This window comes from Cohnella nanjingensis, from assembly GCF_014212125.1.
In the GTDB taxonomy this organism is placed as follows: domain Bacteria; phylum Bacillota; class Bacilli; order Paenibacillales; family Paenibacillaceae; genus Cohnella; species Cohnella nanjingensis.
The window spans coordinates 81,567-96,136 of record NZ_JACJVP010000026.1 but is presented as its reverse complement, the minus strand read 5'-3'; the positions used below and the strand labels follow the sequence as shown (position 1 = coordinate 96,136).

The following is a 14,570-nucleotide window of genomic DNA, read 5'->3' as shown; positions in this document are numbered from 1 at the left end:
TCGCTTCGTCATACGGAAGGTCCGATCACACGTGGCAAGTCCGTTCGGCGTCGGTTATGATGATACAGAGAAGATCGAGGGAGGAATATCGATGTTGCTGAAGTATGTGAAGATCGGTGCAGCCGTCGCGGGTCTCGCCGTGGCGTTCGGGGCTTTCGGCGCCCATTCCCTGAAGGAGACGCTGTCGGCCGACGATCTGGCGGTGTTCGAGACGGGCGTTCGATACCAGATGTACCATGGTCTCGGCATTCTGCTCATCGCGCTGCTGGCCGACCGGCTTCCCTCCGCGAAGCTGACGCAGTGGGCTGCGCGGCTGCTCGTCATCGGCACGGTGCTGTTCTCCGGGAGCCTTTACGCTTTGTCCCTCAGCGGGATCAAGCCGCTCGGCGCGATTACGCCGCTTGGCGGCGTCGCTTTTCTGGCCGGCTGGCTCTGCCTGCTGCTGGCCGCCCGGAAGCCGAAGGACTGACGTCCGCTTGGCCGTTCCGGAAAAATTTTGAAAATTCAATGTCACGTTTTCGCGACTTGATCTATAATGGGATGGACATGAAATGACATGTTTCCCCAACCGGGAGAAAGGAAGTCGCCTCGTGAACGGATGGCATATCGACGGCCTCTGGCCCGCTTGGATCGCCGCCAGCGGCATATGGGCCTTAAGCACCGCTTCATTGGGTTGGTTCCTGGCTCGGGAACGACGCAAATCCAAAGCCGCCAAGCGGTCGCACGATGCGGAACTGCTCGCCTTGCTTGAAGAAAGCCCGCTGTTCTTCGCCGTGATCGACCGAGAAGGCAGCTTCGAACGCATGAACCGCGATCCGATGACGACGATCGGCCGTCCGAAGGAGCAGCTTATCGGCCGTTCGTTGCTGGAACTGCTCGCCGAGAATTCGCGTGGGCAGGGCATGCAGATCTTCCGCAAGACGCTGCAGGGCGAGCGCTGCACGGCCGACGTGCAGGTCATGCACGCGGCGGGGCATCCCATCGATCTCAATATCGAGACGGCGCCGCTCGTCCGCGAAGGACGGATCGAAGGCATCGTCGTCTTCACGCAGGACATTAGCGAGCGCAGACGCTCGCTGGAGCGGATTCGCTATATGGCGTATTACGACGACATGACCGGCTTGCCCAACCGCCGATTCTTCATGAATCGCCTGCAGGAGCGGCTGTCGGAACCGAATCCAGGCAGCCCGTCGATCGCGGTCTTCTATCTCGACGTCGACCGCTTCAAACTGGTGAACGCCTCGTACGGTCGGGACACGGGAGACATCCTGCTGCTGCAGATCGCCGAGCGGCTGACCCGCTGTTTCGACATTCAGGAAGATCTCGCGCGGATGGAGGGCGACGAATTCGTCGGCATGTTCGTCGTGAACGACGCCGAGGAAGCCGCCGCCCGGATCGGAGCCGTGCTGCGGCAGTTCGACGAGCCGTTCGAGCTGGGGGGCATTCCGCTCCACGTGACGGTCAGCGTCGGTCTCTCGCTCAACGTCGAGGCGGGCGACGATGCCGGCATGCTGATCAAGAAGGCGGATACCGCGCTGCATCGGGTGAAGGAGAACGGACGCAACGGTTATACGCTCTACAAATCGGAGTTCGAGAATACGGCCCTACATAAGCTTACGCTCCAGCACGAACTGATCGAAGCGCTGCATCTGAAGCAGTTCATGCTCTACTATCAGCCGCAGTACGACCTCGTCGACGGGCGGATCGTCGGGCTGGAGGCGCTGATCCGCTGGCGCCACCCCGAGCGGGGGCTCGTGCCGCCGATCGCGTTCATCCCGGCCGCCGAAGACAGCGGCATGATCGTGGCGCTCGGCGATTGGGTGCTAAGAGAAGCCTGCCGCCAGAACCGGGCTTGGCAGGATGCGGGCTTGCCGCCGATCCCGGTGTCGGTCAACCTGTCCTTCCGCCAATTCGCGCAGATGGACTTGGTCGGCAAGGTTGCCGCCATTCTCGAAGAGACGGGGCTGGAGCCGCGCTATCTGAAGCTGGAGATCACGGAGAGCATGACGATGGACGTGGAGCGGGCGCTATCCTACCTGAAGGCCTTGACCGCGCTCGGCGTCGGCATCAGCGTCGACGACTTCGGGACCGGGTACAGCTCATTCCATTACTTGAAGCGGCTGCCGATCGGCAGCCTCAAGATCGATCGTTCCTTCGTTCGGGACATCCAGCAGGACCCGAACGACCGCGCGATCGTCGCCGCCATCATCGCGATGGCGCACAATCTGCAGCTGCAGGTCATCGCGGAAGGCGTGGAGAACGAGGAGCAGGTCCGCTTCCTCCAGCATCACCGCTGCGACGAGATGCAGGGCTACTACGGCAGCCCGCCGGTGCCTTCCGAGGCGGTGGAGAATCTGCTCGCCCTCGGCAGAGTCGAGACGCTCCAAACGATTTCGACGCACCCCGTCTAGCGCTCCCTTTCCGAATGCATGCCGTATCTGCACGCTGCACGAAGAACGCCTCAAGCTCATTATGAGCTTGAGGCGTTCTTCGTCGTAGGTTCTTATCCGTTTCAGTCCGCGATGAAGTCGTCGATCTCGTTCAATTGAATGGAGTAGACCCGCTTCTCGTCGACATGGTAGAGGGTGAGCAGTTCGTTGTCCGGATCGAAGTTGACGACCCGGCAAGGCATGCTGAGCTTAACGCCTTTTCCTTTGTTCACTTGAACGCGGATCAGTCTGCTCGTCTGAATGTATTGCCGGATGCGGGCGTCCAGCGTCTCCGTCAGCACCTGGCTCTTCCCGGACGCCTGTTCGAGGGTCTCCTCGATCGTCTCGCCGAGGCGGATGCCCGATTGAATGCGATAATCGGCAAAGGATCCTTCGTTGAGCGCGTGAAGCAGCTGCTCCAAGGCAGCGCCGTTGGTGGACGCGTTCACGAGAATTTCGACTTGAAACAGATAGGAACCGTCTGCGGAGGTCTTTACTGTGTTGGACATAGGATGTCTTCATCCTCTCGAAGCCAAGCTGCCGTTGACTGTCTAGGAGTAATATATCACGAATCGGTTGTCCCACATAGTCCCAAATGGGTGTTCATCCAGCGCGGATTAGTCGCCAAGGCGCATATCATGTAACGCAAGACCTAGGAGGACGCGGGGTTCGGCCCGGCGCTTCGGAAGGGGCGATCCGTCGGCATTGCAGCCGACCGCTCTCCGATGCGTCTCCGGTCATTAGCGCACCCGCCTTCTTCCGGGAACGACGAAGCCGGATTGATATGAGCTCCGGAGGTGATAGCTGTGATACGACTTGTACCTCTCGAGATCGATGGACATACGGCCCTTGGCGTCGAAGTGCTGTTGCCGAAGACGACGCTGCTGGCCGTAACCGCCGGGGACGGATACATCATGTGCGGCGCCCTGGATGTCGGCCTGTTGAACGACAGGCTGAAGGATCGCCGGATTATCGCCGCCCGGGCGGTCGGCGTGAAGACGCTCGAGCAGCTGCTGGCGGCGCCGATGGAGTCCGTCACCGACGAGGCGCGCGCGCTCGGTATCGTGCCGGGGACGATCGGGCGCGACGCGGTGGCGATCCTGGCAAAGACGAATGCGGTTACCCCCAAGGAGTAACCGCATTCGCAGGTGCCGGACGATTAGCCTTCGAACAATTGACGCAGTCCTTCGGCGTACGGCGCGCGGACGATGCCGCGCTCGGTGACGATGGCCGTGACCAGCTCGTTCGGCGTCACGTCGAAGGCGGGGTTGTAGACCTTCACGCCGGCCGGGGCGGTCCGCTTGCCGAAGCCTTGGGTCACTTCGTCCGGATGGCGCTCTTCGATCGGAATGTCGGCGCCGGTAGGCGTCGACAGGTCGATCGTGGACAGCGGACAAGCCACGTAGAACGGAATGTTGTGCGCTTTGGCCATGACGGCCACGCCGTAGGTGCCGATCTTGTTGGCGACGTCGCCGTTCGCGGCGACGCGGTCGGTCCCGACGATGACGGCTTGCACCCATCCCTTGGACATGACGTGGGCTGCCATGTTGTCGGTGATCAGAGTGACGTCGACGCCGGCCTGCTGCAGTTCGAAGGCGGTCAGGCGGGCGCCTTGAAGCACCGGACGCGTCTCGTCGGCGAACACTTTGAGCGCGATGCCTTGCTCCAGCGCCAGATAGAAGGGTGCCAACGCCGTTCCGTACTTGGAGGTGGCGAGGCCGCCGGCGTTGCAGTGCGTCAATACGCCCATGCCGTCCCGGAAGAGCGTCAGCGCAAACTCGCCGATCTTGCGGTTCGTCTCCTCGTCCTCGGCCTGGATCTGCTGGGCCTCCGCCAGCAGCGCTTCGATCGCGTCGGGGGTAGCTGCGCCGGCTTGCGCCGACGCATTCGCGCGCGCCTTCATGCGGTCGAGCGCCCAGAACAGGTTGACCGCCGTCGGGCGGGAAGTCGCCAGGTGTTCGGCATGGCGCACGGCTTCGGCAGCCAGCTCCCGGACGTCGCCGGAGAAATCTTGCACGCCCAGCACGACGCCGAACGCGGCGGCGATGCCGATTGCCGGCGCGCCCCTGACCTTCAGTTCGCGGATCGCATCCCAGACGTCCTGAGGCGTCTTTAAGATCAGATAGACCGTTTCTTCCGGCAGGAGCCGTTGATCCAGCAGCGACAAGGCGCCGTCAGTCCAGCGCACCGGCTGCAGCACCTTGGATGCCGCGTCCGCGGAGGGGGTTTGCTCGCTCATGATGCAGGTCTCCTTTGCAGTTGTCGTAGATTATTGCCCGTTCGCGGCCGCTTCGGCGATGCGAATGACGTCTTCGATGGATTCCGCCTGGCGATGGCGCAGAATGAGGTTCCGCGCGATCGCCAAGGCCAGACGCTGCGCCCTTTCGCGCGCGGCCGCGTCCGTGATCGTGTCGATATCGGCCACATGGGCGAGGCCGTAGACGCGGCGCAGCGCTTTGGCGCCGGCAAAGCCTACGGTATCCTGCAGCAAGCGGCGCATATAGTCGTCTTGATAGCCCTTGGCGCGGGCGACACGATCGACGCCTTTCTCGTCCCACAGCTTCCGGAACTTCCGGTCGAATCCGGTCCACAGCTCGCGGATCGTCTCCAGCAGGTAGGCCCGGCGGTCGCGGCGGGCGGCCTCGTCCGCGCTCCAATGCTCTTGGGACGCGAAGTGAAGGAGCAGATTGGCGATCGGCGCGCCGATATCGAAGCCCATCGGGCCGAAGTAGGCGAATTCGGGATCGATCACTTTGGTCGATTCCGGCGTGACGAAGATGCTGCCGGTATGCAGGTCGCCGTGGAGCAGCGCTTGGGCGTGCGTCAGGAACTTCTCCCGGAGCAGCGCGACTTCGAGATGAAGCGTTTCGTCTCTCCAGATCGCTTCGGCCGCGTCGCGGATGTGGTCTTCGATGCTGTTCGTGTCCGCGTCGCGATACGGATCGTCGAAGATCAGGTCTTCCGTGATCTTGCACAGATCCGGGTTAATGAAGCCCGCGAGCGTCTTCTTCTTGTCCTGCTGGTTCATGCCCAGATCGGAAGTGAAGAAGAGCGTGTTCGCGAGAAAGTCGGACAGATGCTCCGCGAACGCGGGATACGTGCCGCCTTCGATGAGACCGCGGCGCATGATGACGTGATCGCTCAGGTCTTCCATGACGGTGAGGGCCAGCTCCGCATCCGTCTTGTAGACGGCGGGAACGAGCCCCGGGGCCAGCTCGCCTTGCTTCAGGAGCGCTTCGGCTTCGATCCGGGCGCGATCCAGGCTGAGCGGCCAGGATTCGCCAACGACTTTGGCGTAGGGCAGCGCCTGCTTGACGATCACGCTGCGGCCGGTCGCCGGCTGCATGATATGGAACACCAGGTTCAGGTTGCCGTCCCCGATCTCGCGGGAGACTAGCGGTTCGCCCGTGGGGAACACTTCTTGAATCGAGCTTGCGATCTCGATCGCTTCCGCTTCGCTAAGCGGGTGGTACTTGCTCATTTTCTACATACACCTCCGGATAAGTTCGCCTGCTTGTCCGCCTTCGCGGGCGGACACACCTTAGCACAGTATAAAGCAATCGGACCCGCAAAAAAAGCACAACCGGCGGGGGGTCCCCTGGCGGCTGTGCCTCTCCGTGGACGGATCAAGGCGCTGCTCGGATTCATCTTTCTCGTACTCTATTATAATGGAACGCGTTAACGCCGAACAGGGGTAACTGGCGGCGGCCCCTGCGGACATGATAAGGTAATGGCATCTGGCGAATACAGGAGGAATTGCGATGGACGGATCCAATCTGATCGTACGTCTTGAAATGGAAGCTGACCGCGCGCTGTTCGGCTCGATAGCGACGGCTGTAGGCGCGGCGGGCGGCGATATTGTGGCGATTGACGTGATTCGCGCCGGGCAGCGGAGCATCCGCGACTTAACGATACGGGCGGAGGCTTCGATGGAGGCGATCGTAGACGCGATCCGGCAGGTGCCGGGCGTGCGCGTCGTGAACGTCTCGGACCAAACGCTGCTCCTGCATCTCGGCGGCAAACTGGAAGTGACGCCCAAGATCAAGATCCGTACCCGGGACGACCTGTCCCGCGTCTACACCCCTGGCGTAGCCAAGGTGTGCATGGCGATCCATGAAGATCCGGCCTCCGCATTCTCTCTTACGATTAAGCGCAACACCGTAGCCGTCGTCAGCGACGGCACCGCTGTACTCGGCCTTGGCAATATCGGTCCCGCGGCTGCCATGCCAGTCATGGAAGGCAAGGCGATGCTGTTCAAGGAGCTGGCCGGCGTCGATGCCTTCCCGATCTGTCTGGATACCCAGGATCCGGACGCCATCGTCGAGATCGTGCGTGCGCTCGCGCCGGGCTTCGGCGGCATCAACCTGGAGGACATCTCGTCGCCCCGGTGCTTCGAGATCGAGCGCCGGCTGCAGGAGCTGCTGGACATTCCGGTCTTCCACGACGACCAGCACGGCACGGCGGTCGTCCTGATCGCCGCGCTCATGAACGCGGCGAAGTGCGTCGGCAAGAAGCTCGGCGATATGCGCGTCGTCGTCTGCGGCATCGGGGCGGCGGGCATGGCTATCGTCAAGATGCTGCATTCCGCGGGCGTCCCCGTCGTGATCGCCGTCGACCGGGAGGGCATCCTCTCCGGAGCGAAAACGTACGACAACATCGCATGGCAATGGTGCGCCGAGCATACGAACCCGGAAGGAATCGAAGGCGGATTGGCCGACGCGCTTCGCGGCGCGGACGCCTTCATCGGCGTATCGGGACCCGGCGTGCTCAAGCCGGAATTCGTGCGCGGCATGGCCGCCGATCCGATCGTCTTCGCCATGGCCAACCCGGAGCCCGAGATTCGTCCGGAGCTGCTCGAAGGGATCGCGGCCGTCGTCGGCACCGGACGCTCCGATTATCCGAACCAAATCAACAACGTGCTCTGCTTCCCCGGCATCTTCCGGGGGGCGCTCGATTGCCGCGCCTCGCGCATCACGGAAGGGATGAAGCTGGCCGCGGCCCGCGCGATCGCCGCGGTCGTGACGGAACAGCAGTTGAACCCGGAGTACATCGTGCCCAGCGTCTTCAACGCGGACGTGGTCGAGTCCGTCCGCCGCGCTGTCGTGAACGCGGCCTATGCGGACCGCGTCGCCCGCCGCGTCGACAAGCGCGAGCCCGCGGACGAGATTTAAAGGTTAATGTTGAAGGCCTGCAAGCGACTCGGTCGCTTGCAGGCCTTTTTAGTATTGGACGAGCTGCAGGGGTGTCGGCGGAAGGAGATAACCGTAGAAAGCGGTTATCTTGATCAGGAGCGGTCCATTTCGGGGTGCGATAGCCGCCGAAAGCGGTTATCTCCCTCGCGTAAAGCCCGTTTTCCCCGGAGATAGTCGGTTAGAGCGGCTATCTACCCCGTGTACGGTCCGTTTCCAGGTGCGTTAGCCGCCGAAAGCGGTTATCTACCCCTTGTACGGTCCATTTCCGGGTTCGTTAACCGCCGGAACCGGCTAACTCCACTTTCGGCCAACCTCTTTTGCTTTTCTCTCCTCGGATTTTCACCCCAATGGATAATGGGTGACCTATTTTGATATTTTAACGAACCGATTGAAGGGATCGGCCCTCTAACGAGTAGAAATAGAAACAGTCGGGGGAGAGGAGTGGCTGCAATTGCCGGATCTGGCTTGGGATACGGACGTTCGATTGGCGCGGGACGGGGACCGCGAGGCATTCTCCCGTCTCGTACGGGAGTTTAGCGGGGAGATGTACCGCATGGCGCGGACGCTGCTGCGGAGCGACGAGGATTGCGCGGATGCGTTGCAGGAAGCCATCCTGCAGGCTTACCGGGGCGTCACGAAGCTGCGCGAGCCTGATTTTTTCAAGACGTGGATGATGCGGATCCTCATCCGGGAGTGTCAGCGGATCGGGCGCCGCCGTAGCGTCAGCCTGTCGGAAGTGTGGGCGGAGGAGAGCGCGGAGATGACGATGCCCGACTTGGACCTCCGAGCGGCCGTCGGACGGCTGGACGAGCCTCTGCGCACGCTTGTGCGGCTGCACTATCTCGCGGACGTGCCGCTGAACCGTCTGGCCGAGTGGATGGATATCCCGGAAGGTACGCTCAAGTCGCGACTGCACCGCGCTCGCAAGCAGTTGGCCGTCTGGCTGGAAGATACGGAAGAGAGGGGGATGGGATATGAGCTCCATTGAGATCGAAGACGCGCTGCGCTCGTGGAAAAGAGAAGAAGCGATCGAGATTCCGTTCATCGTGGCTAACCGGATCGAGGAGACGCTTCAAACCTTGCCTACACGCACAATGCTGCGTCGACAAGCGCGCGTGCGCCAAACGACGATGACCGCAGCCGTGTCGCTAGGCATCCTCGGCATTGCGTGGCTGGGACTGGTCTCTTCAGGCGGAGCGCCTGTAAACTTGAGGAGTCTGCTTCCGAGCGTCGGCGCCGCTTCGCCAGCTCCAAGCGCGACGGCAACGGCGCAGCTGCCGAGCGTGAAGAATCAGGGGATCGAGTTCCAGGTGACGAAGGTCGATTACGATGGGTTGTATTTAGCTATTCATTACTTGATCCGAATGGGGCAATCGGGGGAAGAATCGGAGGTTCGTGAGGGTTCGTATCCCGTCTCGAAGTCCGCAAAAAATCTCCCCACGATCGATGCGGGAATTCTCGTGAATGGCGTACGTCCTTCCTCAGACCAACCAGCTACCTTGACTTATCCCATCGAAGAGGTGAAGGGAAACGAGGAAGGGCAAGTATATGAAGGCACTATTCATGCCGCCTTGTTCGACTATCGCCCGCCTTCTTTCGAGTTGAGCTTGCAAGTGTCGCGTGTTGGCAATAAAAAAGGAAATTGGCAATTGAATATGCCCGTCGAAATGTTGCGTAATTCGTATACAGATTTGAACATTAAAGAAATAAGTTCCAATGGAATCCTGCATATTACAGGTATCGCTGCAAACGAGTTGACGACTAATTTGAGGTATTCATTGTCTCCTAAGGTTGAGGATAATGCGCCTTTCGCAGACCATATTGAACTAGTCGACGATAAAGGGAAATGGCTGCCGATCTATTTTGATGAAGGAAAAGTACTCCGGACGGCGCCGCTTCCAGCGGGCACAAAGTACATCACGGTTAAGGTCAATCAAGTCGACATGGAAAGCGATTCAGCGAAAGCCCAACTCTATCTATTTAAAACGCCGTTGAACGAGAAGCCGACGCAGGAGCGACCGCTGAAACTCCCTCAAGGGGATGCGGGCTACACGTTGATCACCGGCATCGAATACCAGAAAGAGCGAACGGTCGTAAATTACAGGACGGTAGGCTCGAATCCTTTGCAGCAGAGCGCTTGGAATCTGATTGGAGAAGAAGGCATAGCGCTTCAAGCGCTAGAGCCTTACGATATGACTGTCGATCTTCAAGAACGTACAGCTGTCTACCCGGCGATTTCCTCAGATGAGAAGCTCACATTTGTCACCCGGAAGACCGTCGCCCTCACCTACCTTCCCGAACTGGAGACGCGCATCGATATCCCGCAGCCGCAGTAGCCTTTGTGTTATAATGAAGCGACAAGGTTGCGGAGGAGACGATAACGCATGTACCATCCTATGGCGCTTAGAGAGTGGGCGGTAGCCGTGAAGGCGCTGGAAGCGGGGCGGCAGATCATCGTGCTCCGCAAAGGCGGCATCGCGGAGGAGACGAAGGAGTTCAGACTGGAGAGTCCCAGATTCTATCTGTTCCCTTCCTATGAGCATCAGAAGCCGCACCTAGTGAAGCCGGAAGCGGCCGATACCGTGACCGCGACGCTCGCCGAAGCGGCTGAGAATCCGGAGACGATCCGGATTACGTCCTATGCCGAAGCGATTGACGATATCGAGGTGACGGACAGCGAGACGCTGAAGCGGCTGGACGCGCTTCACATTTGGACGGAGGATTATGCGGAAGAGCGGCTCAAGTGGAAAAAAACGAAGCCGCTTCACGTCCTGTTGCTGCGCGTCTATACGCTGGGGACGCCGGCGGAGATTCCGCTGCGGGACAGCTACGGCGGCTGCAAGTCTTGGCTGCAGCTGGAGGAGGCGCTCGGAGAGGGGAGCCTGCACCCGGCGTTGACGGACGAAGCATTCGAAGCGCAAGCGGAGGCCGTGCGCCGCGCGGTCGCAGGATAGTCGCATATTTCTTGATGAGACCGGGCTTCCGCTTCCGATACGGAAAAGGGCCCGGTTTGCATTTTTCATGGCATTTTCATAAAATGGAGGTTGAGAATCAATGAGAATCACTTTAAAATAATTATAAATAAGGATATCAGCGATTGGGTTCCCGGCGATACGTAAGAAGGGGTCAACCTCACTTTGCGTCCTTAAGAAATGTGGAGGGAAAACAATATGTCCAATCTGTTCGAGATTCGCGGCCTCAAATCGGAGATTGAGGGCAAGGAAATATTGAAAGGCTTCAACCTGACCATGCAAGGCGGCGAAGTGCACGCGATCATGGGCCCGAACGGGACCGGCAAGAGCACGCTCGCATCCTCGATCATGGGTCATCCTAAATATGAAGTGACGGAAGGCGAAGTGTACCTGAACGGCGAAGACGTGCTCGAGATGGCCGTCGACGAGCGCGCGCGCGCCGGCCTGTTCCTCGCGATGCAGTACCCGAGCGAGATTACGGGCGTCACCAACGCCGACTTCCTGCGCAGCGCGATCAACGCCCGCCGCGGCGAAGGCAACGAGATCTCCCTCATCAAGTTCGTCCGTCAAATGGAAGCGAAGATGAAGGAGCTCGACATGAACCCCGAGTTCATGCACCGCTACCTGAACGAAGGCTTCTCCGGCGGCGAGAAGAAACGCAACGAGATTCTGCAGATGCTGCTGCTCGAGCCGAAGCTCGTCATCCTCGACGAGATCGACTCGGGTCTCGACATCGACGCGCTGAAGATCGTCGCGGCCGGCGTCAACGCCATGCGCGCGGATGACCGCGGCTTCCTGATCATCACCCACTATCAGCGTTTGCTGAACTACATCAAACCCGACTTCGTGCATGTCATGATGCAAGGACGCATCGTCAAATCCGGCGGTCCGGAGTTGGCTGAGCGTCTCGAGGCGGAAGGCTACGATTGGGTCAAAGAAGAGCTGGGCATCGTCGACGAGACGGTTGGCCAAGCGTAAGAGGACAAGGGAGGTAATCAACGATGAGTACGCCGACCACCTCTTTTGGACGTGAAGCGGCAGCCAAGCTGGCCCGCAGCAAGAACGAGCCGGCTTGGCTCGTAGCATGGCGGGAGGAAGCCGGTCAATTGGCTTCCACGCTGGATCTGCCTAAGCCGGAGAAGACGCCGATTCACCGATGGGCGCTCGACGTCTACGGCGCGAACCGTCCGGGTCAAGCGGTCGCGTCGACCGCGCAACTGCCCCAAGCGATCACTTCGCTGCTGCCGGCAGAAGCGAAAGGCGCTTTGATCGTGCAGCACAATTCTTCCGTCGTCTATACGGAGCTCCCCGAGGAGCTGAAGGCGAAGGGCGTCGTCTTGACGAGCCTGGAAGAAGCGGCCCGCACGCATGAAGATTTGCTTCGCCAGCATTTGATGACCGCTTATCAGCGGGATGAGCATAAACTGGCCGCCTTGCATGCGGCTTTGTGGAACGGCGGGGTATTCCTTTACGTGCCGCGCGGCGTCGAGATCGAAGAGCCGATCCAAGCGCTCCTCTTCGCGGACGATGCCGAAGCGACGTTCGTGCCGCATATTCTCGTGATCGCCGAGGCGAACAGCCGCTTCGCGTTCGTGGAGAACGTCAATTCCGCGATCGGCGACACGGAGACGACCCTGCTGCACAACGGCGCGGTCGAAGTGTTCGTCAAGTCCGGCGCGCATGTGCGCTATGCGGCTGTGCATCATATGGAGAAGGCCGCGATCGACGTCTCTTACCGCCGCGCGGTGCTGGATAACGATGCGCGGATCGAATGGATCATCGGCGACCTGCACGAAGGCAACACGCTGACGGATACGAAGTCGATCCTGAAGGGCAACGGCTCCAACTCCGACGCCAAGATCATTGCCGTCGGCACCGGCAAGCAGCGCGTGAGCCTGACGACCCAAGCGGTCCACTTTGGCCGCGCTTCGGAGAGCGATATGATCACGCGCGCAGTCATGACGGAAGAAGCGACGGCCATCATCAACGGCATCACGAAGATCGAACACGGCGCGACCAAGGCGAACGGCCAGCAGACGGAGAAAGTGCTCATGTTGAGCCCCAAAGCCCGCGGCGACGCCAATCCGATCCTGTTGATCGACGAAGACGACGTCAAAGCCGGCCACGCCGCGAGCGTAGGCCAGGTCAATGCGGAGCAGGTGCACTACCTGATGTCGCGCGGCATCGCCAAGACGGAAGCGGAGCGTCTCATCATCTACGGATTCCTGGATCCGGTCGTCTCCGAGATTCCGCTGGCGGGCATTCGCGAGCAGCTGCAACGCATTCTCGAAAGGAAGCTGGGGTAAATGGACAGTCTCGCGCTGAAAAGCGAATTCCCGATTCTGAATCAGGAAATTAACGGTCACCCGCTCGTCTACCTGGACAACGCGGCGACTTCCCAGAAGCCGCGCAGCGTCATCGAAGCCGTGAAACGTTACTACGAATGGGACAACGCCAACGTGCACCGCGGCGTGCATACGCTCGGCTCCCGCGCCACGGACGCATACGAAGGCGCGCGGGAGAAAGTGGCGCGGTTCCTGAACGCTTCTTCTTCCCGCGAGATCATCTTCACCCGCGGCACGACGACGGCTTTGAACCTGGTCGCCAGCGGCTATGCGCGGCAGACGCTCCAAGAAGGCGACGAGATCGTCATCACGCCGATGGAGCATCACGCGAACCTGATCCCCTGGCAGCAGGCCGCCAAGGCGACCGGCGCGACCTTGAAGTATATCCCGCTCCAGCCGAACGGCACGATCACGCTGGAAGACGTTGAAGCGACGGTCACGGAGCGGACGAAGATCGTCTCCATCGCGTTCGCTTCGAACGTCCTCGGCACGATCAACCCGATCGGCCGGATCGCGGAGATCGCGCACAGGAACGGCGCGATTATCGTCGTCGACGGCGCGCAGAGCTCCCCGCATATGAAGGTGGACGTACGCGCGCTCGACATTGATTTCTATGCGTTCTCCGGACACAAGATGTGCGGTCCGACCGGCATCGGCGCGCTGTACGGCAAGTCGCGGCTGCTCGAACGGATGGAACCGATCGAGTTCGGCGGCGAGATGATCGACTTCGTGGATTTGTACGAATCCACGTGGAAGGAGATCCCTTGGAAGTTCGAGGGCGGTACCCCGATCATCGCCGGGGCGGTCGGTCTCGCCGCGGCGATCGACTTCCTGGAGCAGATCGGCCTGGATGAGATCGACCGCCACGAGAAGAAGCTCACGCAGTACGCGCTCGAGCGTCTCTCCGCGATCGACGGCGTTACGATCTACGGTCCCCGCGAGGACCGAGTCGGGCTCGTGACGTTCAATCTGGGCGACGTACACCCCCACGACGTCGCGACGGTGCTGGATACGGAAGGCATCGCCGTCCGCGCCGGGCATCACTGCTGCCAGCCGCTTATGCGCTGGCTGAACGTGAGCGCCACGGCGAGAGCGAGCTTCTATCTGTACAATACCGAGCAGGATGTCGACCGTCTGGCCGACGCGCTGGTCAAGACAAAGGAGTTCTTCGGCTATGAACCCGTTAGATGACCTCTATCGCCGCGTCATCATGGATCATTATAAAAACCCCCGCAACCGCGGTACGCTCGACGTCGAGTCGGTGACGGTCAACCTGAACAACCCGACTTGCGGCGACCGGATCTCCCTGCAGATGCAGATCGAGGACGGCATCGTGAAGAGCGCGCGGTTCACGGGCGAAGGCTGTTCGATCAGCATGTCCTCGGCTTCGATGATGACGGACGCGGTCAAGGGCAAGACGACCGCCGAAGCCATGCAGCTCGCGGAGAAGTTCTCGTCTCTCATGAAGGGCGAGGGCGCTTCGTTCGACGAGTATGAAGATATCGAGGCGTTGTCCGGCGTGAACAAGTTCCCGGCGCGCATCAAGTGCGCGACCCTCGCTTGGAACGCGCTACGCAAGGGCGTCGAGCAGGGCCAAGGCAAGCACGAAGAGAACGTGGATCAATAATACGA

14 protein-coding genes are annotated in these 14,570 nt (G+C 60.6%); 11 read left to right on the top strand and 3 right to left on the bottom strand.

What is annotated here, in order from left to right; genetic code table 11:
• Positions 1-91: 91 nt before the first annotated feature.
• Together H7C19_RS16920 and H7C19_RS16915 are read left to right on the top strand one after the other, a co-directional pair.
• On the top strand, positions 92-469 hold the full coding sequence (locus H7C19_RS16920; protein ID WP_185143841.1) for a DUF423 domain-containing protein: 378 nt from the start codon (positions 92-94) through the stop codon (positions 467-469).
• Between the two features lie 121 nt (positions 470-590).
• Positions 591-2,411 carry a putative bifunctional diguanylate cyclase/phosphodiesterase gene (locus H7C19_RS16915; protein WP_313731731.1) on the top strand — a complete coding sequence of 607 codons (1,821 nt, stop codon included), beginning with the start codon at positions 591-593 and terminating at the stop codon, positions 2,409-2,411.
• A 101-nt stretch (positions 2,412-2,512) separates the two neighbouring features.
• On the opposite strand, the gene H7C19_RS16910 is transcribed toward H7C19_RS16915, so the two are convergent.
• Positions 2,513-2,938 carry a hypothetical protein gene (locus tag H7C19_RS16910; protein ID WP_185143839.1) on the bottom strand — a complete coding sequence of 142 codons (426 nt, stop codon included), beginning with the start codon at positions 2,936-2,938 and terminating at the stop codon, positions 2,513-2,515.
• A gap of 297 nt (positions 2,939-3,235) precedes the next feature.
• On the opposite strand from H7C19_RS16910, the gene H7C19_RS16905 reads away from it, so the two are divergent.
• Entirely contained in the window at positions 3,236-3,565 is a 330-nt protein-coding gene (locus H7C19_RS16905; RefSeq protein ID WP_185143838.1) for a YunC family protein, read from the top strand.
• Positions 3,566-3,588: 23 nt separating this feature from the next.
• Here H7C19_RS16905 and mtnA read toward each other — a convergent pair whose 3' ends face one another.
• The gene (gene mtnA, locus H7C19_RS16900; RefSeq protein ID WP_185143837.1) at positions 3,589-4,668 is read right to left on the bottom strand and encodes an S-methyl-5-thioribose-1-phosphate isomerase; all 1,080 of its coding nucleotides are present in this window, start codon (positions 4,666-4,668) and stop codon (positions 3,589-3,591) included.
• 30 nt (positions 4,669-4,698) lie between these two features.
• Positions 4,699-5,910, bottom strand: coding sequence for an S-methyl-5-thioribose kinase (mtnK, locus tag H7C19_RS16895; protein ID WP_185143836.1), 1,212 nt, complete (start codon positions 5,908-5,910; stop codon positions 4,699-4,701).
• Between the two features lie 256 nt (positions 5,911-6,166).
• Between mtnK and H7C19_RS16890 the strand changes: the two genes are divergently transcribed.
• The 8 genes from H7C19_RS16890 (at position 6,167) to sufU (ending at position 14,565) form a co-directional block, all read left to right on the top strand.
• Entirely contained in the window at positions 6,167-7,600 is a 1,434-nt protein-coding gene (locus H7C19_RS16890; protein ID WP_221469304.1) for an NAD-dependent malic enzyme, read from the top strand.
• Between the two features lie 472 nt (positions 7,601-8,072).
• The gene (locus H7C19_RS16885; protein ID WP_185143835.1) at positions 8,073-8,609 is read left to right on the top strand and encodes a sigma-70 family RNA polymerase sigma factor; all 537 of its coding nucleotides are present in this window, start codon (positions 8,073-8,075) and stop codon (positions 8,607-8,609) included.
• A complete protein-coding gene (locus tag H7C19_RS16880; RefSeq protein WP_185143834.1) occupies positions 8,596-9,957 on the top strand; it encodes a hypothetical protein in 1,362 nt (453 codons plus the stop codon). The genes H7C19_RS16885 and H7C19_RS16880 overlap by 14 nt, the downstream gene beginning before the upstream one ends.
• Positions 9,958-10,005: 48 nt before the next feature.
• On the top strand, positions 10,006-10,575 hold the full coding sequence (locus H7C19_RS16875) for a DUF1802 family protein (RefSeq protein WP_185143833.1): 570 nt from the start codon (positions 10,006-10,008) through the stop codon (positions 10,573-10,575).
• A 216-nt stretch (positions 10,576-10,791) separates the two neighbouring features.
• Positions 10,792-11,571: a Fe-S cluster assembly ATPase SufC gene (gene sufC / locus H7C19_RS16870; RefSeq protein ID WP_185143832.1), complete on the top strand. Its 780-nt coding sequence runs from the start codon at positions 10,792-10,794 to the stop codon at positions 11,569-11,571.
• A 23-nt stretch (positions 11,572-11,594) separates the two neighbouring features.
• Positions 11,595-12,899: a Fe-S cluster assembly protein SufD gene (gene sufD / locus H7C19_RS16865; RefSeq protein WP_185143831.1), complete on the top strand. Its 1,305-nt coding sequence runs from the start codon at positions 11,595-11,597 to the stop codon at positions 12,897-12,899.
• Positions 12,900-14,129 (top strand): cysteine desulfurase, encoded by a 1,230-nt coding sequence (locus H7C19_RS16860; protein ID WP_185143830.1) that lies wholly within the window; start codon positions 12,900-12,902, stop codon positions 14,127-14,129.
• Positions 14,113-14,565 (top strand): Fe-S cluster assembly sulfur transfer protein SufU, encoded by a 453-nt coding sequence (gene sufU, locus H7C19_RS16855; protein ID WP_185143829.1) that lies wholly within the window; start codon positions 14,113-14,115, stop codon positions 14,563-14,565. The genes H7C19_RS16860 and sufU overlap by 17 nt, the downstream gene beginning before the upstream one ends.
• Positions 14,566-14,570 lie beyond the last annotated feature (5 nt).

Excerpts from the sequence above, each read along its gene's own strand:
- H7C19_RS16920 (WP_185143841.1), top strand. The coding sequence starts at position 92 with ATGTTGCTGAAGTATGTGAAGATCGGTGCAGCCGTCGCGGGTCTCGCC.
- H7C19_RS16910 (WP_185143839.1), bottom strand. The coding sequence starts at position 2,938 with ATGTCCAACACAGTAAAGACCTCCGCAGACGGTTCCTATCTGTTTCAA.
- mtnA (WP_185143837.1), bottom strand. The coding sequence starts at position 4,668 with ATGAGCGAGCAAACCCCCTCCGCGGACGCGGCATCCAAGGTGCTGCAG.
- mtnK (WP_185143836.1), bottom strand. The coding sequence starts at position 5,910 with ATGAGCAAGTACCACCCGCTTAGCGAAGCGGAAGCGATCGAGATCGCA.
- H7C19_RS16880 (WP_185143834.1), top strand. The coding sequence starts at position 8,596 with ATGAGCTCCATTGAGATCGAAGACGCGCTGCGCTCGTGGAAAAGAGAA.
- H7C19_RS16875 (WP_185143833.1), top strand. The coding sequence starts at position 10,006 with ATGTACCATCCTATGGCGCTTAGAGAGTGGGCGGTAGCCGTGAAGGCG.
- sufC (WP_185143832.1), top strand. The coding sequence starts at position 10,792 with ATGTCCAATCTGTTCGAGATTCGCGGCCTCAAATCGGAGATTGAGGGC.
- sufD (WP_185143831.1), top strand. The coding sequence starts at position 11,595 with ATGAGTACGCCGACCACCTCTTTTGGACGTGAAGCGGCAGCCAAGCTG.
- H7C19_RS16860 (WP_185143830.1), top strand. The coding sequence starts at position 12,900 with ATGGACAGTCTCGCGCTGAAAAGCGAATTCCCGATTCTGAATCAGGAA.
- sufU (WP_185143829.1), top strand. The coding sequence starts at position 14,113 with ATGAACCCGTTAGATGACCTCTATCGCCGCGTCATCATGGATCATTAT.